The 21,809-nt window shown below is 64.0% G+C and carries 22 protein-coding genes and 1 tRNA gene; 14 read left to right on the forward strand and 9 right to left on the reverse strand.

Going from position 1 to position 21,809, the window contains the following annotated elements:
- Positions 1–114: 114 nt before the first annotated feature.
- A complete protein-coding gene (locus CH271_RS25335) occupies positions 115–324 on the forward strand; it encodes a hypothetical protein (RefSeq protein ID WP_032394307.1) in 210 nt (69 codons plus the stop codon).
- A 156-nt stretch (positions 325–480) separates the two neighbouring features.
- On the opposite strand, the gene rpsA is transcribed toward CH271_RS25335, so the two are convergent.
- On the reverse strand, positions 481–1,959 hold the full coding sequence (rpsA, locus tag CH271_RS25340; RefSeq protein ID WP_027497255.1) for a 30S ribosomal protein S1: 1,479 nt from the start codon (positions 1,957–1,959) through the stop codon (positions 481–483).
- Between the two features lie 215 nt (positions 1,960–2,174).
- Here rpsA and CH271_RS25345 point away from each other — a divergent pair, with 215 nt between their 5' ends.
- Positions 2,175–3,002, forward strand: a complete 828-nt coding sequence (locus tag CH271_RS25345; protein WP_094635399.1) for a class I SAM-dependent methyltransferase — start codon at positions 2,175–2,177, stop codon at positions 3,000–3,002.
- A 15-nt stretch (positions 3,003–3,017) separates the two neighbouring features.
- On the opposite strand, the gene CH271_RS25350 is transcribed toward CH271_RS25345, so the two are convergent.
- Entirely contained in the window at positions 3,018–4,115 is a 1,098-nt protein-coding gene (locus CH271_RS25350) for an isocitrate/isopropylmalate dehydrogenase family protein (protein WP_094635632.1), read from the reverse strand.
- A 10-nt stretch (positions 4,116–4,125) separates the two neighbouring features.
- Between CH271_RS25350 and CH271_RS25355 the strand changes: the two genes are divergently transcribed.
- The 3 genes from CH271_RS25355 to trxA all read left to right on the forward strand — a co-directional run bounded on the left by CH271_RS25355 (position 4,126) and on the right by trxA (position 6,300).
- Positions 4,126–4,632, forward strand: a complete 507-nt coding sequence (locus CH271_RS25355) for a 2'-5' RNA ligase family protein (protein WP_094635633.1) — start codon at positions 4,126–4,128, stop codon at positions 4,630–4,632.
- A gap of 210 nt (positions 4,633–4,842) precedes the next feature.
- Positions 4,843–5,841 carry a GlxA family transcriptional regulator gene (locus CH271_RS25360; RefSeq protein WP_094635400.1) on the forward strand — a complete coding sequence of 333 codons (999 nt, stop codon included), beginning with the start codon at positions 4,843–4,845 and terminating at the stop codon, positions 5,839–5,841.
- Positions 5,842–5,928: 87 nt separating this feature from the next.
- Positions 5,929–6,300: a thioredoxin gene (gene trxA, locus CH271_RS25365; protein WP_037192657.1), complete on the forward strand. Its 372-nt coding sequence runs from the start codon at positions 5,929–5,931 to the stop codon at positions 6,298–6,300.
- A 94-nt stretch (positions 6,301–6,394) separates the two neighbouring features.
- Here trxA and polA read toward each other — a convergent pair whose 3' ends face one another.
- Positions 6,395–9,136 (reverse strand): DNA polymerase I, encoded by a 2,742-nt coding sequence (gene polA / locus CH271_RS25370; protein ID WP_037192659.1) that lies wholly within the window; start codon positions 9,134–9,136, stop codon positions 6,395–6,397.
- A 260-nt stretch (positions 9,137–9,396) separates the two neighbouring features.
- Here polA and CH271_RS25375 point away from each other — a divergent pair, with 260 nt between their 5' ends.
- From CH271_RS25375 to CH271_RS25390, 4 genes are read left to right on the forward strand one after another with little or no spacing between them, the layout of a single operon-like run.
- The gene (locus tag CH271_RS25375; RefSeq protein ID WP_052047893.1) at positions 9,397–10,737 is read left to right on the forward strand and encodes a branched-chain amino acid ABC transporter permease; all 1,341 of its coding nucleotides are present in this window, start codon (positions 9,397–9,399) and stop codon (positions 10,735–10,737) included.
- A 7-nt stretch (positions 10,738–10,744) separates the two neighbouring features.
- On the forward strand, positions 10,745–11,734 hold the full coding sequence (locus tag CH271_RS25380) for a branched-chain amino acid ABC transporter permease (RefSeq protein ID WP_032404006.1): 990 nt from the start codon (positions 10,745–10,747) through the stop codon (positions 11,732–11,734).
- Positions 11,727–12,821 carry an ABC transporter ATP-binding protein gene (locus CH271_RS25385; protein WP_256986554.1) on the forward strand — a complete coding sequence of 365 codons (1,095 nt, stop codon included), beginning with the start codon at positions 11,727–11,729 and terminating at the stop codon, positions 12,819–12,821. Before CH271_RS25380 ends, CH271_RS25385 begins: the two co-directional genes overlap by 8 nt.
- Complete coding sequence (locus tag CH271_RS25390; RefSeq protein ID WP_032394315.1) at positions 12,821–13,621, forward strand: ABC transporter ATP-binding protein; 801 nt, start codon at positions 12,821–12,823, stop codon at positions 13,619–13,621. Before CH271_RS25385 ends, CH271_RS25390 begins: the two co-directional genes overlap by 1 nt.
- A gap of 145 nt (positions 13,622–13,766) precedes the next feature.
- Here CH271_RS25390 and CH271_RS25395 read toward each other — a convergent pair whose 3' ends face one another.
- Together CH271_RS25395 and CH271_RS25400 are read right to left on the reverse strand one after the other, a co-directional pair.
- On the reverse strand, positions 13,767–15,101 hold the full coding sequence (locus tag CH271_RS25395) for an ABC transporter substrate-binding protein (protein ID WP_037192660.1): 1,335 nt from the start codon (positions 15,099–15,101) through the stop codon (positions 13,767–13,769).
- 173 nt (positions 15,102–15,274) lie between these two features.
- A complete protein-coding gene (locus CH271_RS25400; RefSeq protein ID WP_037192661.1) occupies positions 15,275–15,907 on the reverse strand; it encodes an ANTAR domain-containing response regulator in 633 nt (210 codons plus the stop codon).
- Positions 15,908–16,027: 120 nt separating this feature from the next.
- Between CH271_RS25400 and CH271_RS25405 the strand changes: the two genes are divergently transcribed.
- The 3 genes from CH271_RS25405 (at position 16,028) to CH271_RS25415 (ending at position 17,090) form a co-directional block, all read left to right on the forward strand.
- A tRNA-Leu gene (locus CH271_RS25405) sits at positions 16,028–16,104 on the forward strand.
- Positions 16,105–16,178: 74 nt separating this feature from the next.
- Positions 16,179–16,355, forward strand: a complete 177-nt coding sequence (locus tag CH271_RS29030) for a hypothetical protein (RefSeq protein ID WP_179274615.1) — start codon at positions 16,179–16,181, stop codon at positions 16,353–16,355.
- Positions 16,356–16,358: 3 nt separating this feature from the next.
- Positions 16,359–17,090 carry an AAA family ATPase gene (locus CH271_RS25415; protein ID WP_094635402.1) on the forward strand — a complete coding sequence of 244 codons (732 nt, stop codon included), beginning with the start codon at positions 16,359–16,361 and terminating at the stop codon, positions 17,088–17,090.
- Here the strand turns inward: CH271_RS25415 and CH271_RS25420 are convergent.
- Positions 17,075–18,064 (reverse strand): AraC family transcriptional regulator, encoded by a 990-nt coding sequence (locus tag CH271_RS25420; RefSeq protein ID WP_094635403.1) that lies wholly within the window; start codon positions 18,062–18,064, stop codon positions 17,075–17,077. The two genes, CH271_RS25415 and CH271_RS25420, sit on opposite strands and share 16 nt — an antisense overlap.
- A gap of 19 nt (positions 18,065–18,083) precedes the next feature.
- Here CH271_RS25420 and CH271_RS25425 point away from each other — a divergent pair, with 19 nt between their 5' ends.
- Positions 18,084–18,704 (forward strand): anthrone oxygenase family protein, encoded by a 621-nt coding sequence (locus CH271_RS25425; RefSeq protein ID WP_256986555.1) that lies wholly within the window; start codon positions 18,084–18,086, stop codon positions 18,702–18,704.
- On the opposite strand, the gene CH271_RS25430 is transcribed toward CH271_RS25425, so the two are convergent.
- Positions 18,680–18,883 carry a hypothetical protein gene (locus CH271_RS25430; protein WP_141217065.1) on the reverse strand — a complete coding sequence of 68 codons (204 nt, stop codon included), beginning with the start codon at positions 18,881–18,883 and terminating at the stop codon, positions 18,680–18,682. The two genes, CH271_RS25425 and CH271_RS25430, sit on opposite strands and share 25 nt — an antisense overlap.
- 57 nt (positions 18,884–18,940) lie before the next feature.
- Here CH271_RS25430 and CH271_RS25435 point away from each other — a divergent pair, with 57 nt between their 5' ends.
- Positions 18,941–19,465, forward strand: a complete 525-nt coding sequence (locus tag CH271_RS25435; protein ID WP_094635405.1) for a DNA-deoxyinosine glycosylase — start codon at positions 18,941–18,943, stop codon at positions 19,463–19,465.
- On the opposite strand, the gene CH271_RS25440 is transcribed toward CH271_RS25435, so the two are convergent.
- A complete protein-coding gene (locus CH271_RS25440) occupies positions 19,431–20,264 on the reverse strand; it encodes an acyl-CoA thioesterase (protein ID WP_230596361.1) in 834 nt (277 codons plus the stop codon). The genes CH271_RS25435 and CH271_RS25440 overlap by 35 nt on opposite strands.
- A gap of 96 nt (positions 20,265–20,360) precedes the next feature.
- Positions 20,361–21,779 carry a pyruvate kinase gene (pyk, locus tag CH271_RS25445; RefSeq protein ID WP_082323730.1) on the reverse strand — a complete coding sequence of 473 codons (1,419 nt, stop codon included), beginning with the start codon at positions 21,777–21,779 and terminating at the stop codon, positions 20,361–20,363.
- Between the last annotated feature and the right edge of the window lie 30 nt (positions 21,780–21,809).

The raw sequence follows: 21,809 nt of genomic DNA on the forward strand, positions 1-21,809 counted from the left end.
CTCGAACACGCCGAAGCACACCAGCCTCAAATGCACCGGTTTCGGAGGTCGGTCGGTTATCTTCGACGAGCGCGACCTCGATGTGCCGACCCGCAGCTATTGAAAAGGACACCCATGCGAAGCAATCAGATCCAACCGGGTCGGCACCGCCTTGGCATGGATGCAGGCGTTCATTGCATTCTCATCCCGGAAGTTGCCTCGGCGTTGGCCGACCACCGGCGTAACTGGTTCACCAACCTCCTGACCCCCGCCCGCCACAGCTTCGCCACCATGCGCAAGCGCACGGAGAGCGTCGGCCAGTGGAGTCCAGCCACCGCCGCGTAGTTCGCACTCCCCCTCCACCATGGGCCCGGTTCATCCGAACCGGGTCCATTGTCGTGTCCGCACGTTCTCCGCTCACCTGATTCGAACGAGAAAGCCCCGGTTCTCACGTGGAGAACCGGGGCTCGGTGTCACACCCTCACGGGTGGACCACTTCTATCAGGCGTTGCCCGACAGCTTCTCGCGAAGTGCAGCGAGCTGCGCATCGCTGGCAAGCGATCCACCGGTCGAGGCCGGAGCCGACGCTGCGGGAGCGTCGCCTTCTGCATCGGCGGGGGCCTGACCCGACTCGGAGGAGTAGTTGGTGTTGGCGGCTTCGGCAGCTTCGTCCTTGGCCGTCTTCTCCATCTGAGCGGTGTGCATCTTGTGGCGACGCTCTGCCTCGGCGTAGCGACCTTCCCACTCTTCACGCTGCTTCTCGTAACCTTCGAGCCATTCGTTGGTCTCGGAGTCGAAGCCCTCGGGGAAGATGTAGTTGCCACCCTCGTCGTACGAGTCGGCCATGCCGTACTTGGACGGATCGAACTCTTCTGCGTAATCCTCGTTGGCCTGCTTGAGGCTCAACGAAATCCGGCGACGCTCGAGATCGATGTCGATGACCTTGACGAGTGCGTCGTCGCCGACACCCACGACCTGGTCCGGAACCTCCACGTGGCGCTCGGCCAGCTCGGAGATGTGCACGAGGCCCTCGATGCCCTCTTCGACGCGCACGAATGCACCGAAGGGAACCAGCTTGGTGACCTTGCCGGGCACGATCTGGCCGATCGCGTGGGTGCGAGCGAACTGGCGCCACGGATCTTCCTGAGTTGCCTTGAGCGACAGGGAAACACGCTCGCGGTCCAGGTCGACGTCGAGAACCTCGACGGTGACCTCGGTGCCGACCTCGACAACCTCGGACGGGTGATCGATGTGCTTCCAGGACAGCTCGGAGACGTGCACGAGTCCGTCGACGCCACCCAGGTCCACGAAGGCACCGAAGTTGACGATGGAGGACACGACGCCCTTGCGGACCTGGCCCTTCTGAAGCTGGTGCAGGAACTCGCTGCGGACCTCGGACTGGGTCTGCTCGAGCCATGCGCGGCGCGACAGGACCACGTTGTTGCGGTTCTTGTCGAGCTCGATGATCTTGGCCTCGATCTCCTTGCCGACGTACGGCTGGAGATCGCGGACGCGACGCATCTCGACGAGCGAGGCGGGAAGGAAGCCACGAAGACCGATGTCGAGGATGAGTCCACCCTTGACGACCTCGATGACGGTGCCCTTGACGGCCTCGTCCTTCTCCTTGAGCTCCTCGATCGTGCCCCAAGCGCGCTCGTACTGAGCTCGCTTCTTGGACAGGATCAGACGGCCTTCCTTGTCCTCCTTGGTGAGGACGAGTGCTTCGATCTCATCTCCCACGGAGACGACCTCGTTGGGGTCGACGTCGTGCTTGATGGAGAGCTCGCGGGAAGGAATGACGCCTTCGGTCTTGTAACCGATGTCGAGTAGAACCTCGTCACGATCGACCTTGACGATGGTGCCCTCGACGATGTCACCATCGTTGAAGTACTTGATCGTGGCGTCGATGGCGGCGAGAAAATCCTCTGCGGAGCCGATATCGTTGACGGCTACCTGCGGTGAGGTTGTGGTTGAGGGCATGTGTTGAGTTGCTCCGGACGGGTTGGGTATCGGTTGATGGATGTTCGGTCGGACTTGGTGAAACGTGTGCAACACGAGCATCTTCGGCGAATCCGTTGACGGATCCGTATGCGCCGACGTCGAGCGAACCCGACCTGGGCGCAGCATGAACACACTCGCGTTGAACAGGGTACGCGATGCCGCAGTACCAGCACAAACCCGGTTAGAGTCGGCGTGTGACCGATCTTTCCACACCGTCGTCCACTCCCGGCCGCGGCCGAATCGATTCGGTCGCCAGCGACCGTGCGAGTCGTCTCTGGTGGGATTCCGACGCCGACAACTACCACCGTACGCACGGCGCGTTTCTCGGCGTGACGACCGAATCCGGGGAGTTCGTCTGGTGCCCGGAGGGACTGCACGAGGGCGACGTGCATCTGCTCGGTGACGTCGTGGGCAAGGACGTCCTGGAAGTGGGCTGTGGCAGCGCACCGTGCGCCCGCTGGCTCGGAGCTCAGGGTGCGCACGCCATCGGCCTCGACATCTCGATGGGCATGTTGCAGCGCGGCGTCGACGCGATGAACACGGGCGGATCGACGGTTCCGCTGGTCCAGGCCAGTGCCGAGTCCTTACCGTTCGGCGACGAGCGGTTCGACATCGTCTGCTCGGCCTTCGGGGCGGTGCCGTTCGTCGCGGACTCCGCCAATGTGATGAAGGAGGTCGCGCGGGTACTGCGGCCGGGCGGGATCTGGGTGTTCGCGGTCAATCATCCGATGCGCTGGGTGTTCCCCGACGATCCTGGCGTCGGCGGTCTGACCGCGACGATTCCGTACTTCGATCGAACCCCGTACGTCGAGTACGACGCCGACGGGACCCCGAACTACGTGGAGCATCACCGCACGATCGGTGACCGTGTGCGCGAGCTGGTCGCCGCAGGTCTCGAGGTGCGCGACATCGTCGAACCGGACTGGCCGGAGTGGCTCGACCGTGAGTGGGGTCAGTGGAGCCCACTGCGCGGGCAACTCTTTCCGGGCACCGCGATCTTCAGCAGCCGCAAACCGCTCTGACCGGGAGCGCCGCGATCAGCGCCGGTGAACTCGGGCCTCGACGGCCTCGGTGAATGCACTGGTCGACGCCTGCCCGCCGAGGTCGGCTGTCGCGACCCCGGATTCGACCGTGGCGTCGACAGCGTGTCGGATCCTGCCTGCGGCCGCGGCCAACCGTTCGTCGTGATGCCGCGGCGCGAGCCACTCGAGCAACATCGCCGCCGACAGGAAGAGCGCCGTCGGATTGGCACGGTTCTTGCCTGCGATGTCCGGGGCAGATCCGTGCGAGGCCTGCGCCATCGCCTGCGTTTCCGAGGAATTGATCGACGGCGCGGTGCCGAGCGACCCGGACAGCTCACCCGTCAGATCCGACAGAATGTCGCCGAACATGTTCTCGGCCACGATGACGTCGTAGTCCTCGCCCCGCCGAACCAGATGCGCCGCGAGCGCGTCGACGTGCTCCTCCGTCACATCGACGTGCGGGAACTGCTCGCTCACCGCGCGGCACGCATCGCGGAACAGTCCCGTCGTCATCGACAGGACGTTGGTCTTGTGCACGATGGTCAGTTTCCTGCTGCGTCGCTCGGCCAGCGAGAACGCTTCGCGTGCGATGCGTTCGCAAGCCGCGCGCGTGAACACTCCGACCGCCAATGCCACATCGGGAGTGGGCATGAACTCCCCGCTGCCGACGAACATGTTGCGATCGGCATAGAACCCCTCGGTGTTCTCCCGCACGACCACCAGATCCATCCGCGGGGACACCGCCCGTACGCCGGGCAGTGCCTTCGCCGGCCGGATGTTGGCGAACAGGTCGAAGTTCTTGCGAATTCGTCCGCCCGGGGTCAACTGGGATCGGAACGGTTCCGGATACGACGCACTGTCGTGTGGTCCCAGAATCCAGCATTCGAGTGCGGACAGTTCTCCCAACGTGCTGTCGGGTATCGGCGTTCCGTGCTCGTCGATGGCACCGAGCCCCAGCGGCAGGTGCACCCAGTCGACGGCCGGTCCATCGGCGGCTGCGAGGGCCGCGTCGACCACCCGAATCGTTGCGGGAACGATCTCGTGGCCGATGCCGTCGCCGGTCACGGCTCCGATCCGTAGCGCCGTTGCATAGAGACCGTCCGTCTGAGACATCATGGCCTCCATGGTGCAGTCCGCAGAACTTCTCCTCGACGCCGGCCTCGACGCAGCGGTGCGCCGCGAGTGGGCGGCGCTGTCCGAAGCCGGACTCCCGAGCCAGAACCGCCACCGCGGTGAGTCGAACCGCCCGCACGTCACCGTCGCGGTGGCGTCGTCGATGCCGGCCGCGGTGGACGATGGCGACGCGGTCCGCTTCGATCCGTTCGATGTGCGTCTCGGAGGACTCGTCGTGTTCGGCGGGCGAACGATCACCCTGGCCCGATTGGTCGTTCCGTCGAGCGAGTTGCTCGAACTGCACGCACGGCTGCACGAGGTCGTGGGCGAACGTTCGCTCGACCACCTCGAACCCGGCCGATGGACACCGCATGTGACGGTGGCCCGACGGTTGACGCCCGAGCAGGCAGGAGCGGCGGTGCGCCTGCTCTCGGCCGACGTCGACGATCTGGTCGGATCTGCGGTTGCGCTGCGCCGATGGGACGGCGAGGCCAAGCGCGAATGGCGGATCGGCTGAGGCCGGGCACCTCAGAACCGGAAATCGCCGAACTGGGTCACCTCCGCGTGGGTATCGGGAGCGAAGCCTGCAACCACGAGGGCGTCGAGGGCGAGCAACAACAACACAACTACCAATACAATTGTCATGCCGCTAGCTTCCAACCTGCGGAGAGCGTGCACGAGTGGCAGTAACGCCATATATCGACGACTTTCTGCCATACTGCTTTTCATGCTGAAACGAGTGGTTGTCGCGCTGATGCCGTTGACCGAACAGTTCGAGCTGGGCGTCGCCTGCGAGGTGTTCGGATTCGATCGCTCGGACGAGGGCCTACCCACCTACGACTTCTCCCTGATCGCAGGCGTCCCCCAACCGATCCGCACCCGCGTCGGTTACACCATCGACGTGCCACACGATCTCGACAGTCTCGACAGCGCCGATCTGATCATCATTCCGGCCGGTGGCACCGAAGCCGCCGAAGACGGTACCTATGTCTGCGGAGTCGGATACAACTCGTCCATCGAGCCGTTACTGGCCAAACTTCGCGCGGCCGTCGACCGGGGTGCCATGGTCGCCAGCCTGTGCAACGGCGCGTTCGTTCTGGGCAAGGCCGGCCTGCTCGACGGCCGCCCCTGCACGACGCATTGGCGGCATTCCGCTTTGCTGGCCGCGAAATACCCACTGGCGCAGGTCGATCCGAACGTTCTCTACGTCGACGACGGAAACGTGCTGACCAGCGCAGGCACGGCAGCCGGCATCGACCTGTGCCTGCACATCGTGCGCAAGTACCAGGGCAGCGTCGTGGCCAACGGGATTGCCCGTCGGATGGTCGTTCCGCCTCATCGTGACGGTGGCCAGGCTCAATTCGTGACCAGTCCCCTGCCCGCCACTCGCACCGAGACGCTGGCTCCGCTGCTGGACTGGATGACCGAGAATCTCGACTCCGAGCTCACCATCGGTCGGTTGGCGGCGCGGGTGAACATGTCGGCGCGAACCTTTGCCCGCAAGTTCGCGGCCGAAACCGGAACCACACCCGCGCGCTGGCTCAACGACCAACGAGTACTGGCAGCGCAGCAGCTGTTGGAGAACTCGGATCTGCCGATGGATTCGATCGCCGAGGTGGTCGGCTTCGGAAATGCCGCCGCTCTGCGGCAGCACTTCGTGCGGTTGCGATGCACCACACCGAACTCGTACCGCCGCACGTTCCGCGCCGCACCTCAGCCCGCCTGATACGCCGCTCTCCGACCCGGCCGGGATGATTCCGGCCGGTAGCTGCGTTGAGACAATCCAGAAGCGCAATCAATCGAAAGGGACCGCGTGGCCACTCAGACTTTGACCCAGCAGAATTTCGACGAGATCGTGACGAACAACGACGTGGTGTTGGTCGATTTCTGGGCATCCTGGTGCGGACCGTGCCGCCAGTTCGCGCCGACGTTCGAGAAGTCGTCCGACGCACACCCCGACGTCGTGCACGCCAAGGTGGACACCGAGGCCGAGCAGGGCCTGGCAGCCGCAGCGCAGATCCAGTCGATCCCGACGATCATGGCGTTCCGCGAAGGAATTCTCGTGTACGCACAGCCAGGCGCACTGCCTGCTCCGGCGCTCGAGGACCTCGTCGGTCAGATCAAGGCACTCGACATGGACGTCGTGCGCCAGCAGATCGCCGAGCAGGCTCCCGCAGCGGAGTAGCTCGTCACACAGAACGACGCGAAGGGCCGCTCACCGAGTTTTCGGTGAGCGGCCCTTCGCTGTGCCACGGGTTCGATCAGTGAGCTGGCCCGATTCAGTGAGCTGCGGCATCCCAGCTGCGGCCGGTACCGACCGACACTTCGAGAGGCACCGACAGTTCGATGGCCGAGGACATCTTGTCGCGTACCAGCGCCTCGACTTCCTCACGCTCGGACTCGACGACCTCGAGCACCAGTTCGTCGTGCACCTGCAACAGCATTCGTGACTTCAGCGTCGACTCCGCCAGCGATCGGTGCACGTCGATCATCGCGACCTTGATGATGTCTGCGGCGGTGCCCTGGATCGGGGCGTTGAGTGCGGCCCGCTCGGCGACCTCGCGGCGCTGACGATTGTCGCTGTTCAGATCGGGCAAGTAGCGACGCCTGCCGTACAGCGTCGAGGTGTACCCCACCTTGCGCGCTTCCTCGACGGCGTTGCGCAGATAGTCACGGACGCCACCGAACCGCGCGAAATACGCCTCCATCTGCTGCTTCGCCTCGTCGGTGGAGATCTTGAGCTGCGCGGCGAGACCGAATGCGCTCAGACCGTAGGCCAATCCGTACGACATCGCCTTGACCCGACGACGCAGCTCGGGAGTGACCTCCTCGATCGGCACGCCGAACGCCCGGGCACCGACGAAACTGTGCAGATCCTCGCCGGTGTTGAACGCCTCGATCAGCCCTTCGTCGCCGGAGACGTGCGCCATGATGCGCATCTCGATCTGGCTGTAGTCGGCGGTGAGCAGGGTGTCGTACCCGGCGCCGACGACGAAGCCGTCCCGGATGTGGCGACCCGCCTCGTTGCGCACCGGAATGTTCTGCAGGTTCGGCTCGGTGGACGACAGTCGTCCGGTGGCCGCGACCGTCTGATTGAACGTGGTGTGGATACGTCCGTCGTCGGCAACGGACTTCAGCAGGCCGTCGACCGTCACCTTCATCCGCGTCGCGTCCCGGTGATCGAGCAGGAACTTCAGGAACGGATGCTCGGTCTTCTCGAACAACCCTTGCAGCGCATCGGCATCGGTGGTGTACCCGGTCTTGGTCTTCTTCGTCTTGGGCATGTCGAGTTCCTCGAACAGCACCACCTGCAACTGCTTCGGTGACCCGAGGTTGATCTGCTTGTCGATCACGCCGTACGCGGAGTTCGCGGCCTCGTCCACCTGAGCGGCGAATCCGGACTGCAGTGCGCGCAGGTGATCACCGTTCACGGCGATACCGGTTGCCTCGACATCGGCCAATACCGTCAGCAGAGGCAGCTCCATCTCGGAGAGCAGGGTGGTCGACTCGATGGCGGCGAGCTCGGCGTCCAGCGCATCGGCCAGGTCGATGACGGCCCGCGCCTTGAGAATCTCGCCCTCCGCGAACGCCGCATCTGCGGTGTCCTCGGCGTCGAGCAACGACATCTGACCTTCGCCTGCATCCTCCACCCGGAGTTCGCGTTTGAGGTAGCGCAACGACAGGTCGTCGAGATTGAACGATCGCTGACCGGGCCGAACCAGGTACGCCGCCAGGGCGGTGTCGGTGGTCAACCCGGCGAGGGTCCAGCCCCGCCCACGAACCGCATGCAGAGCCCACTTGGCCTCGTGCAGTGCCTTGGGTTGCGCCGGATCGGCGAGCCAGGCGGCGAGTGCCTGCTCGTCGGATTCGTCCAGAGCGGTCGTCGTGACGAACGCACCCTCACCGTCGGCCGCGGCGATCGCCACCGACGTCGCGTCGCTGTCGAACGGCCGACGCGGGCCGAGAACCGACAGCCCGCTCCGCCGGCCGTCGGCTGCGTGTTCTGCCAGCCACGCGGCCAGTTCGCCCGGCGCGACGATGCCACCGCGGACGTCGAACCCTTCCTCCGCCTCGGGTTCGACCGACGCGAGAGTCTCGAACAACCGGTCCCGCAGAATGCGGAACTCCAGATCGTCGAACAGGGCGTGGATCTTCTCGCGGTCCCACGGAGCGAGTTCGAGCTGATCTGGGGTGTACGGCAACGGCACATCGCGCACCATCTCGGTGAGCTCGCGGTTGAGCACCACGCTCGACAGGTTGGCGCGCAGTGCATCTCCCACTTTGCCCTTGACCTTGTCCACGTTGTCGACGAGCGCGGTGAGGGAACCGTATTCGATGATCCACTTGGTGGCCGTCTTCTCGCCGACCCCGGGAATGCCAGGAAGGTTGTCGCTCGGGTCTCCGCGCAAGGCCGCGAAGTCCGGGTACTGCGAGGGCGTCAACCCGTACTTGGTGGCGACCTCGTCGGGGGTGAAGCGAGTCAGATCCGAGACGCCCTTGCGCGGATACAACACCGTGACGTTGTCGGTCACCAGTTGCAGCGCATCGCGGTCGCCGGTGACCACCAGAACGCGGTAGCCGAGCGCCTCCGCCTGGGTCACCAGAGTGGCGATGATGTCGTCTGCCTCGAAGCCCGCCTCTGCCATCACCGGGATACCCATGGCCCCGAGTACGTCCTTGGTGATGTCGACCTGGCCGGCGAACTCGTCCGGCGTCTTGCTGCGGTTCGCCTTGTACTCGGGGAACCGCTCGGCGCGGAAGGTCTGCCGAGAGACGTCGAACGCCGCCGCGATGTGCGTCGGTTTCTCGTCCCGCAACAGATTGATCAACATCGAGGTGAACCCGTAGACGGCGTTGGTCGACTGACCGCTGGTGGTCTTGAAGTTGTCCGCAGGCAACGCGAAGAATGCCCGGAACGCCATCGAGTGGCCGTCGATGAGCAGCAACGTGGGCCGCTCCCCGCCCGCTTTCGCATCGGTCTCGGCTGCCGGCGCTGCACTTTTCTCCGTTACTGGGCTCACGATTGATCAGTCTAGGGAGCCGGTCCGACAACTCGTAGCCGGATGCAGGTGCCACGACGCGAACGCACTCACGGCTCGCGTCGCGCACCGCGAAACACAACCGATACTTTCCGGAAATCTCAGTCGCCGATTTTGCGTCGTTTCAGCGGATAGAGTCCGACAATTGCAGTAAATCCCCAACCCGTGACTCAACGACAACCGTCCGGAGGACGTGCGTGGCTCCAAATGTTCGATGGACCAGAAAGGTGCAACCGCCGAGGTTGCGCGCAAGATCTGCCGTTCGGCTCTTCCAGCGAACACTCCTACTCGCCGTTCTGAGTTCCATTGCCGCGCTGCTGTTCAGTGCGCCGGCATTGGCCCAGGAACCTACCCCCACTCCCCCGGCAGCACCGGGGACCAGCGCCGAACAAGCACCGCCTGCGGACGCGGTCAGCGTCGCCGGATCTCTCAACAACGGTGGCGAACGACTCATCGGCGTCGATGTCGCGGCGCTGGACGCGTCCGGCTCCGAAGTCGCCCGCACCACCAGCGAAACCGGCGGCCGGTGGACCCTCGAATTGTCTCCCGGCACATACACATTCCAGGTCGTTCAGGAAACGCTCCCCGACGGGGTCAGCGTCCAGGGCGAGGTCCAGCGCGATGTGCAGGCAGGGCGTTCCAACACCGTCATCTTCTCGTTCGGTGAGGCCAGAACCGCCACCAGCATCCCGTTCTACGAGAAGTTCGTCCGCACCACCGTCGACGGCTTTCGCTTCGGCCTCGTCATCGCGCTCGCCGCGGTCGGACTGAGTCTGATCTTCGGCACCACCGGTCTGACGAACTTCGCGCACGGAGAAATGGTCACGCTCGGTGCCGTCGCGGCGTGGTTCTTCAACGTCAGTGTCGGGATACAACTGATTCCGGCCACGCTGCTGGCGATCGTCGTGGGAGTCGCGATCGGCTGGCTCAACAACGCCCTGATATGGCGGCCGTTGCGCAAGCGACGAACCGGCCTCATCGCACAGCTCGTGGTGACGATCGGCCTCGCGATCGCACTGCGCTATCTCATCCTGATCTTCTTCTCGGACCGCTCCGAACCCTTCGACGACTACCAGGCTCAGACCGAGAACAACTGGGGTCCGCTGTCGATCACCAACGTCAACCTCGCCTGCATCGTCATCAGCATCGTCGTGCTGGTCGGCGTTGCACTGATGTTGCAGCGCACCAAGATCGGCAAGGCCATGCGTGCGGTGGCCGACAACCGGGACCTCGCCGCGTCCTCCGGCATCAACGTCGAGCGCGTGGTCACGTTCGTCTGGTGCCTCGGCGGTGGCCTGGCTGCCCTCGGCGGCGTGTTGTTCGGGCTCTCCGAACTCGGCGGTCGCGTGCAGTGGGAGATGGGCTTCAAACTCCTGTTGCTCATGTTCGCCGGCATCACGCTCGGTGGACTGGGAACGGCCTACGGCGCCTTCCTCGGTTGCGTCATCGTCGGTCTGCTCGTGCAGTGGTCGACGCTGGTCATCAATCCCGATCTCAAATACATCGGAGGGTTGCTCGTCTTGATTCTCATCCTCGTCGTCCGCCCACAGGGCATCCTCGGCTCGCGACAAAGGATCGGGTGACCTTCACATGGATATCATCGGTGCACTTCAGATCTCACTCGCTCAGCTGGTCGGCCCGTCCGCCATCTTCTACGCTCTGCTCGCCATCGGCCTGAACCTGCACTTCGGCTACGCCGGACTGCTCAACTTCGGCCAGATCGGCTTCGCACTGCTCGGCGGATACGGCGTCGGCATCACCACGATCACCTACGAACAGCCGCTCTGGCTCGGCATTCTGGTGGGACTCGCCGCAGCGGGGCTGCTCGCCCTGGTGCTCGGCATTCCGACGCTGCGACTGCGAGCCGACTATCTCGCGATCGTCACCATCGCCGCCTCGGAAATTCTGCGACTGGTGTTCCGTTCGACCGCAACGGATTCGGTGACCAAGTCGACCAACGGCATCACCGGCTTCGCCGGACCGTTCACCAGCATGAGTCCGTTCGAGGGCGGCAAGTCGTACAGCTTCCTCGGCGTGCGCTTCCTGGGCAACGACCTGTGGGCCATGCTCGTCGGTTGGACACTGGTCCTGCTGTTGTGCGGAGTGATCTACCTCCTGACGCACAGCCCCTGGGGACGCGTCCTCAAGGCCGTCCGTGAGGACGAGGACGCTGCCCGCTCACTGGGCAAGAACGTCTTCGTCTACAAGATGCAGGCACTGGTTCTCGGTGGCGTCATCGGCGGCATGGGCGGTGTGTTCAACGCATTGCAGACCCAGTCCATCAACCCCGACTTCTACTCGACCGCGCAGACGTTCTTCGCCTTCGGCGCACTGATCCTCGGTGGGGCGGCAACAGTGTTCGGCCCGGTGCTGGGCGCGATGCTCTTCTGGTTCCTGCTGTCCATTCCCGATGCGATTCTGCGGCAATTGATCTCCGGCGACGACCCGGTGCTCAACCTCACCGGTGCCCAGGTCGGTGCCACGCGATTCGTGCTCCTGGGAATCCTGATCGCCGTCTTGATGGTGTTCAGACCTCAGGGCATTCTCGGCAACAAGCGAGAGGTTCAACTCAATGCCTGACCCGAGCAAGGATGCTGCTGCAACGGCCGCACCGAGCAAGAAAGCCAGCACCCTCGAATCACGCGCTGCCCAGGCGTTGTCGAGCGATCAACTCGCCGCCCTGTTCGCCGGTGTGCCCAACGAACCCGGCGCGCCGAAGCCGGACGCCACCATGGTGGTCGACGGCGTCTCGCGTACCTTCGGCGGCCTCAAAGCCGTCGACGTGGCGCACCTCGAAATTCAGCGTGGCTGCATCACCGGTCTGATCGGGCCCAACGGTGCAGGCAAGACCACCCTGTTCAACCTGCTCACCGGATTCGATCGACCCGACACCGGCACGTGGTCGATGGACGGCCAGGAACTGGGTCGGATGCATCCGCACCAGGTGGCCCGCAAAGGTGTGGTGCGCACGTTCCAGTTGACCAAGGCGCTGTCGAAACTGACTGTGCTGGACAATGTTCGACTGGGTGCAACCGGTCAGCGCGGTGAACGCATGATCAACACGTTCATGCCGTGGACGTGGAAGGCCCAGGAACGTCAGATCACCGAACGCGCATACGAGCTACTGAGCCGCTTCAAGCTCGACGCCAAGGCCGACGACCTGGCCGGCTCGTTGTCCGGCGGTCAGCGCAAGCTGCTGGAGATGGCGCGAGCACTGATGACCGATCCGTCGGTGGTCATGCTCGACGAGCCGATGGCCGGGGTCAATCCGGCTCTGACGCAGTCACTTCTGGGGCACATCAAGTCGCTTCGCGACGACGGTATGACGGTGGTGTTCGTCGAGCACGACATGGACGTCATCCGCGACATCAGTGACTGGGTGGTGGTGATGGCGCAGGGCAGCATCATCGCCGAGTCCACCCCGGAGGAGCTCTCCAACAACGGAGCCGTCGTCGACGCGTATCTCGGAAGCCATCACGATCAGGCTCTGGAATTCGACGCCGACGGCAATCCGGTCGGAGCCACCGCCGAACTGGCCGAGGCCTTGAAGCAGGCCGAGAAAGAGGAACTCGAAGCGGGAGGCGATCTTTCGGAACCGGAGTTCGTCAGCCCAGTGACGCCCGACGTCGCCGAGGGCGGCTCACACCGGGCCAAGGAGGACAACTGATGAGCGAACAGACATTGACGCCTGCGGAATTCGCCGCGACACCCGAGGAGCACGCGCGACTCGCCGAGGGTGCACTGCTGCGCGCCGATGGGCTGGTGGCCGGGTACATCCCCGGTGTCAACATCCTCAGCGAATGCAACTTCTTCCTCAACGACGGGGAGATCGTCGGCATCATCGGGCCCAACGGTGCCGGAAAGTCGACCCTCCTCAAGACCCTGTTCGGGCTGGTCGCCGTTCGTGAGGGCAGCGTCAAACTGCGAGGTGACAACATCACCTCCGCAGAAGCGCACGTATTGGTCACCAAGGGAGTCGGCTACGTTCCGCAGACGCAGAACGTGTTTCCGTCGCTCACCATCGAAGAGAACCTCGAAATGGGAATCTATCTGCGTCCCAAGAAGTTCGGCGAGCGTTTCGAGTTCGTCAGCGAGCTGTTCCCGCTGCTCGGTGAGCGCAAGAAGGTCAAGGCCGGCGCGCTGTCCGGCGGCGAGCGACAGATGGTCGCCATGGGACGCGCACTGATGATGGAGCCGTCGGTACTGCTCCTCGACGAACCGTCGGCCGGATTGTCACCGATGTTCCAGGACGAGGTGTTCATCCGCTGCAAGAAGATCAATGCAGCTGGCGTCTCGATCATCATGGTCGAGCAGAACGCCCGTCGCTGCCTCCAGATCTGCGACCGTGGCTATGTCCTCGACCAGGGCCGCAACGCCTACACCGACACCGGTCCGGCATTGATGAACGACCCGAAGGTGATCGAGCTGTACCTCGGCACACTGGCAGGAAGCAAAGAGAAGAAGTAGCTGCTCGACAACGACGAAGGCCCCGGTTCGATCGCCATCGAACCGGGGCCTTCTCGCTGCCGTCGAACATGCGACGCATACGAAAACCTCTGGGCCCGAGTCCTGATCGAGGACTCGGGCCCAGAGGCTGTGTGACAGTTACAGATCACTCACCGACGACGATGTAATCTTCCGTCGTCAGGGTGTTGTCCGGTCCGAAGACCAGGTTGCCGTAGGAACCGGTGGCGGGCTCTCCTGCGTCACTGAAGTTCAGCGCGCCGGTGATTCCGTCGTAGTCGATATCGGTTCCGGCCTTGACGAGCGGAAGGCACTCGGCGTAGCTGGTGCACTTGGTGCCGTCCTTGGTGACACTGTTGATGTTGGCAGCGATGTCGGTGCCTGCCGTCGACTTGGCCTGCTCTGCAGCGAGCGCCGAGATGATCACTGCGTCGTAGGACTCACCCGCGTAGTTGAAGTCCACCAGAGCCGGATCGACGACCTTGAGACGGTCCTGGAATCCGGTGCCGACATCGGTCAACGGAGTGGTGCCGCGCATCGTGTCGAGCAGACCCGGTGCAACCGACTCACCGAGGGCGTTACCCATGTTGCCGTCGACGCCGTAGACCAGCGTGCCGTCGGACGGTCCGATGCCGATCTCGTGCATACGGGTGATGATCTTCGCGGACTCCTCGAAGCCGATGATGGCCACGGCGTCCGGGTTGAAGTTCTTCACACCGTCGACCTCGGCGTTGAACGACTGTGCGTTCGGGTCGTAGATCGTGGTCTGGATCTGGTCCGCCGCGATGCCCGCCTCTTCGAGGTTGTCCGCGGTGTTCGCGGCCAGGCCCGTGCCGTACGGGTCGTTGAGCGCGAGGATGGACACGCGCTGCGCGCCGTCCTGGGCGATCAGCTGGGACAAGGCCTGGGCCTGCAGCACGTCGGTGGGTGCGGTACGGAAGTACTGGCCCTTGTCCGGGTAGCAGACGAACTGATCGGACGTGTTCGCCGGCGAGAACTGCACGACGCCTGCGCTGGCGATCTTGTCGATGACCTTGAGCGAGACCGAGGACGACGCTGCACCGACGATGACGTCGGAGCCGCCGGCGAGCAAACGGTCCACCGTGGTGTTGGCGGTATCTGTCGTCGTGTCACCCGAGTCACCGGGGATGAGCGTGACGGGCTGCTCGAGGACACCACCGGCTTCGTTGACGTCGTTGATGGCCAACTGCACGCCGGCAACTTCGGGCGGGCCGAGGAAGGCCAGGGTTCCGGTCTCGGGGAGGAGGGTTCCCACCACCAGCGGTGCCGTGTCGGGGGTTGCCCCGGCAGTGGCCTGCTCGGGCGTGCAGTCGGTGGAGACGGTCGTTTCCGCGGCTGCAGTGCCGCCGCTGGCACTGGTGGAGTCGGTCGAGCCCGAGTCGTCGCTCGACGAACAGCCGAACAGTGCGAGCGAGGTAACGCTCAGCACCGCAGCCGTGCGGACATAGGTCCGAATTGCCATCTAGGTTCTCCTTGAAATTGCTCGTCGATGAAGCGCACCTGAGTTACATGTGGCTCACGTGTGGGTCAGACGCTAATGCTCGGAGCTGATTCGCAAGGCCTAGAACGACGCTCGTGACCTGACTGTGACCTAGAGAGTCGAAGTTTTACGTGTCCGTAGCTTTCGCGGGTCGATCAGCTCTCTGCCACAGGCTTGTTCGCGGGGGTACCGAGAGTCTCGATCACGACCTCCGCGACGGCCTTCATCGTCGTCCTGCGATCCATGGCGGCACGCTGAATCCACTTGAACGCCTGCGGTTCTGTGAGCGATTGCGAGGTCATCAGGATACCCTTGGCCTTCTCGATGAGCTTGCGCGTCTCGAGCCGGTCCTGCAGATCCACGATCTCGGATTCGAGAGCGGAGATCTCACCGAAACGACTGGCGGCCAACTCCACCGCGGGCATCAGGTCGGCTTTGGTGAACGGCTTGACCAAATACGCCATCGCTCCGGCATCGCGCGCCTTCTCCACCAGCTCGCGCTGACTGAACGCGGTGAGAATGACAACGGGCGCAATGCGCTTCTCGGCGATCTCCGATGCCGCATCGATTCCGTCCCGACGCGGCATCTTCACATCCATGATGACCAGATCGGGACGCAGTTCGACGGCCAACTCCACCGCCTGCTGACCGTCGGCCGCTTCACCGACCACGTCGTAACCCTCTTCCCGGAGCATCTCCACGAGGTCGAGTCGGATCAGGGATTCGTCCTCCGCGACCACCACGCGAAGCGGGGGCTTGCCAGTACCGTGCGCACCAGGAGCATTCATCTGTATCGGTCTCCTTTGACAGTCATCGCCCATCAGGGCCGTCGAGCATCTGAAGGGTACCGGTGCGCGCCCCCGAAAGCGCATCTTCTAAACTCGTCAATCGTTGCTTGAAAGACGCCAGCCCTCGTATCCCAATTGGCAGAGGAAACGGATTCAAAACCCGTCCAGTGTGAGTTCGAGTCTCACCGAGGGCACCACAACAGCGAAGCGCGGTCTTGACACGATCGAGCGGTCGGTAATGGCCGCCCATGATCGCGCCTACAGTGGAGTCATGTACATACCCAGCAGTCTCCGTTGCCATGACACCAGTACGGGCAGTTTGTGCGCAGCGAAGGTCGACCATCGTTTCGGGGATTCGGCGGACCGGTCGGCGGAGTGGGTCTACTACACCTGCAGCGCCGACACCGCCCACGAGACCGGTTACGTCGACCGTCTGGTCACTGCCTGAACCATGTTCGTAGAACGCGCCCACGTCCACGCCGACGACGTCGGATCGGACTGGCCCTTCACCGTGCCTGCTGTCGCCGACCTCGCTCGCGACGGACTCGAGTTCCTGGCACCGGTCACAATTCTGGTCGGCGACAACGGTTCCGGTAAATCGACCCTCGTCGAGGCGATCGCCGAGGGTTTCGGTATCGATGCCCGTGGTGGTCGGGCGGCGCAGCAATCACGTCGACTCGACGAGGTGACCAGCGCCCTCGGCGAGGTACTCGAACTCGAGACCACGCCGCGGGGTTCTCGAATGCTTCGTGGCCCACGACCGAACAAGCGCGGCTTCTTCCTGCGCGCCGAGACCGCATTCGACATGGCCGAGAACCTCGGCGGCATGCCGGGCTTCTGGGACGAGAACACCGCGGAGATGAGCCACGGCGAAGGTTTCCTGACCATGTTCGGCGCTATGTTGGCCGAACCCGGTTTCTACGTTCTGGACGAGCCGGAATCGGCCCTGTCGTTCACCGCGAGCCTTCAGCTCGTTGCACTGATGTCCGAGCTGGGTAACGAGGGCGCGCAGATCGTCTGCGCCACCCACTCACCGATTCTGGCGTCGACCCCCGGGGCGGACATCGTCGAAGTCGGCGAACACGGTCTACGCCGAAGTACCTGGGACGAACTCGAATTGGTACAGCACTGGCGTCGCTACCTCGAGGACCCGAACAGCTATCTCCGTCATCTGCTCGACTGACCGTCGGCCATCGACACCTCACGACGCCGACGCACACTTCCCGGGGAAACCCCCATCGCCCGTTTGAAGGCCTTACCGAATGCCGCCTCCGAGAGATACCCACTGCGTCGGGCCAATTCGGCCAGCACGACGTCCTCGGAACGCAAGGTCTGATACGCGACCTGCATTCGCCACGTCGCCAGGTAGCTCATCACCGATTCGCCGACCAGTTCGGTGAAACGCGCCGAGAACGCCGAACGCGACATGTTGGCGCTCGACGCCAGAGCCGCAACGGTCCACCGCTCGTGGGGATGTCGATGAATCAGAGCCAACGCAGCTCCGATTCGGTCGTCCTGCAACGCTCCGAGCCACCCGGACTGCGCTCGCGGACTGCCGGCGATCCACGACCGCAGTGCGAGGATCACCAGAATGTCGGACAGCCGGGTGATGACCGCCTCTCCCCCGGGCTCGAGGACTCGGGCTTCGTCCGCCACCATCGCCAGGACGTTCTGCATTCTCGCTTGTTTCGGTCCGGGCTCCGCATCGACGAACACCACAGCAGGCAGCAGACGGACGAGCTGTTGCGCCGCAGGGTGATCCAGCCGCACCGCTCCGCACACCAGGGTGGCGGCCGGTCCTGCTCCCTCACCGTGAGTGATCACCGCGTATCGGTCGCTGACGTACTCGTGCGGGAGGTCGTACACACTCACCGCCCGTGTCGCCGCATCCTCGTCGGCGGCGAGAACGTGACCTCGCCCATGCGGGACCAATGCGAAATCGCCGGGCACCAACTCACGCATCGGCTCATCGGGAACCGACAGCAGGCACCGACCGTCCACCACCGTGTGAAACCACAGCGCGTCCTCCATGGCGGGCAGGTCGAGACCCCACGAACCGCTCATCTCGGATCGTACGTAGAACGATCCGGTCAACCGCAGAAAGTGCAGGGCCTCACCGAGCGGATCGGGCGACTTCCAGGGGTCGAGTCCACGCATCGATCGATTGTTGCACCACTTGGACGATCGGACATCGAATCCGGCGTTTCGAGCATTGATCATCCTGCTGTTCCGAGCAACAGTGGACGACAGGACAAATCCCGTCGAAAGGATCACCGACCGTGAACATCAACCGAATAGACCCGTCGTGATGGAGCGGGCGTCCTCGGTCGCCACCCTCGTGTCCGCCATCGGATGCGGGCTGGTCGCAGGAGTGCTTCTCGCCTTCTCCATCAGCGTGCTCCCCGGCCTGGCAACACTGCCGGTACCCGACGCCATCGCCGCCATGCAGAGATTCAATGCGGCGATTCTCAACCCGATGTTTCTCGGCCTGTTCTTCGGAACGGCCGTATCGTGCACTCTCGCAGCGATTCTCGCCGTGTCGACCGGTCGGGGTTCACCCCTGCTCGTCGTGAGCGGTGCCGTTCTCTACATTCTCGGATGCTTCGCGATCACGGCCGTTCTGAACGTCCCCCTCAACGACGCACTGGCCGGTGTGGATCCCGGCAGTGCGGCAGGCACGGCGGTGTGGCAGAACTTCACCGACAAGTGGACGCGATGGAACAACGTCAGGACGGTTGCGGCGACGGCCGCCTGCGCCGTCCTGATCGTGGGTCAGGGTAGATCGGCACTGGGCTGATCGGACACCGAATCCTGGTGTCGCTTGCGAATTTCTTCTTCGAACCGCGCGATGAGGTGGTCGGTGTCGGCGGTCGAGACATCTCGCGCGCCTTCGTCCATCGCCGCATCACGCCCCCGGCGCAGTGCGGCGAGTTCGGCTTCGAGTTCGTTGTTGTCGAGTACGCGTGGATCCAACATGACGTCCATTGTGGTCCCCCGTCCGGTGCCCCCGCGGGGATTTGCTGTAATCACGCAATGACCGTGGTGCACAGTTTCGAGCCGATCGTCGGACCGGGCGCAATCATCCTGATCCTGGGGTCCATGCCCGGCGTCGCCTCGCTGGCCGCGCAGCAGTACTACGCCCATCCACGAAATGCGTTCTGGCCGATCATGGGAACGGTGTTCGATGCCGGCCCCGAACTCCACTACGACGCGCGCACCGAGCGCCTGCGCAGCCATGGCGTCGCGGTGTGGGACGTGCTGAAGTTGTGCACTCGCGAGGGAAGTCTGGACTCGGCGATCATCGAATCCACCATCGAGACAAACGATTTCAACGAGTTGTTCGCCGAGCATCCCGGCATCGTCAGGGTGTTCTTCAACGGAGCCAAAGCAGCCGAGAGCTACCGACGGTACGTCGCGACGAAACTGCCGCTCCCCCACGTCGAATTCACTCGATTACCGTCGACCAGCCCGGCGCACGCCTCACTGAACCTGGATGCGAAGACGCACGCGTGGTCGGATGCACTCAGGCTCGGACCCGCTTCGGGAAGTGGCGAATGAGACCTTCCTGCACGACGGTGGCCAGCAATTGGCCGTCCATCGAGAAGAACCGTCCGGTGGCCAGGCCACGGGACCCTGCAGCGACCGGTGATTCGGTGGCGTAGAGCGCCCACTCGTCGAATCGGAACGGGCGATGGAACCAGATGGAATGGTTGACCGTCGCCGCCACGATGCGATCGAGTCCCCACGAGAGACCGTGGGTGGTGATGATCGAGTCGAGCACCGTGGTGTCCGACGCGTAGCCCATGGTTGCGGCGTGGAAGATCGAGGCGTCGGGCAGATCCCCGTCGGCCTTCATCCACACGCGATTGTGGTTGAGCTTCTCGCCGGTGCCGTGCATGATCCACGCCGGATCGTTCGCATAGCGCATGTCGATCGGTTTGAGGGCGTCGACGAACATCTGCAGTCGATCCTCGTACCCGACGAAGTGATCGCCGAGCGGTGGTAGTGCGTCGGGGTACGGAACCTCGGGCACCTCGACACTGTGTTCGAGTCCTGTACCGAAATCCTGGAAGGCAGCGAGCATGACGAACAGCTCGTTGCCGTCCTGAACTGCGGTGACCTGCCGGTTGGCGAAAGCGCGTCCGTCGCGCTGGCGCGAGACCCGGTATTCGATGGGCTTCTTGACGTCACCACCGCGGATGAAATGGGCGTTGATCGCGTGCACGTCTCGCGAGGTACCGGAGACGGTGCGACCCGCCGCGATCAGGCCCTGAGCGACCAGTTGTCCCCCGAACGTACGGCTGCCCACCTGCTCGGGGTGAACGCCGACGAACACGTCCTCCTCGATCTCCTCCAGTGCGAGGAGATCGAGGAGCGTCTCGAGATCGGTCTTGCGTACTGCCGTACTGCTCGGCGCGCTTTCGCTGACGCCGGTTCCCCCCGCTTCGACCACTTACCGGTCCTCTTCTCCGATTCGGTGCACATGGATCAAGTTGGTCGAGCCTACTGTGCCGGGAGGGGCACCGGCCACGATCACGACCTGATCGCCCTTGCTGTATCGACCCAGCTCGAGCAGCGCCCGGTCCACTTCCTTGACCATCGCGTCCGTGGAACCCACATCCGGGACCAGGAACGTCTCGGTGCCCCAGCTCAGCGACAACTGGCTGCGGACCTCGGAGATGGAGGTGAAGGCGAGCAACGGAAGCTTGGTGTGCAGACGAGCCAACCGTCGAACGGTGTCTCCCGACTGGGTGAACGCCACGAGTGCCTTTGCGTCCAAGCGCTCACCGATGTCACGGGCGGCGTAGGAGATGACGCCACGCTTGGTGCGCGGGACGTGCGTCAGCGGAGGAACACTGTCGCCCTCGGTCTCGACCGTCTCGACGATGCGGGCCATGGTCCGCACAGTTTCCATGACGTACTTACCGACCGAGGTCTCACCGGAGAGCATGACCGCGTCGGTGCCGTCGAGCACGGCATTGGCGACGTCGGACGCTTCGGCGCGCGTCGGGCGGGAGTTCTCGATCATCGATTCGAGCATCTGGGTCGCGACGATGACGGGCTTGGCGTTGGCGCGGGCGATCTGGATGGCACGCTTCTGCACCAGCGGCACCTGCTCGAGGGGCAACTCGACGCCGAGGTCACCGCGGGCGACCATGATCGCATCGAACGCGAGCACGATGGCTTCGAGGTTGTCCACGGCTTCGGGCTTCTCGAGCTTGGCGATGACCGGAACTCGGCGGCCGACGCGGTCCATGACGGCGTGGACGAGTTCGACGTCCGCGGGGGAACGCACGAACGACAGTGCGATGAAGTCGCATCCCAGAGCGAGGGCGAACTCGAGGTCGGCGATGTCCTTCTCGCTCATGGCGGGAACGGACACGTCCATGCCCGGCAGGGACACACCCTTGTTGTTGCTGACCGGTCCACCTTCGGTGACACGGCACAGCACGTCGTTGCCTTCGACGCCGGTGACCACGAGGCCGACCTTGCCGTCGTCGACGAGCAGACGGTCGCCTTCCTTGGCGTCCTGGGCCAGCTCCTTGTACGTGGTCGACACCCGGTCGTGAGTGCCCTCGCACTCTTCGACGGTGATGCGGATCAGCTCGCCGGCCGCCCAGGTGGTCGAGCCCTCGGCGAAACGCCCGAGACGAATCTTCGGTCCCTGCAGGTCGGCCAGAATGCCCACGGCTTTGCCGGTGGCGTCCGATGCTGCGCGAACCCTCTCGTAGTTGGCCTGATGATCGGGGTGATCACCATGGCTGAAGTTCAGTCGTGCGACATCCATTCCACTCTCGACGAGTTCACGGATGCGCTCTGTGGTTGCGGTTGCAGGTCCAAGGGTGCAGACAATCTTAGTACGTCGGCTCACGAAAGCGAGCCTAGCCGCTGGACGCCCCGT

The sequence above is a fragment of the Rhodococcus sp. 05-340-2 genome (genome assembly GCF_002258915.1).
Taxonomy (GTDB): Bacteria; Actinomycetota; Actinomycetes; order Mycobacteriales; family Mycobacteriaceae; genus Rhodococcoides.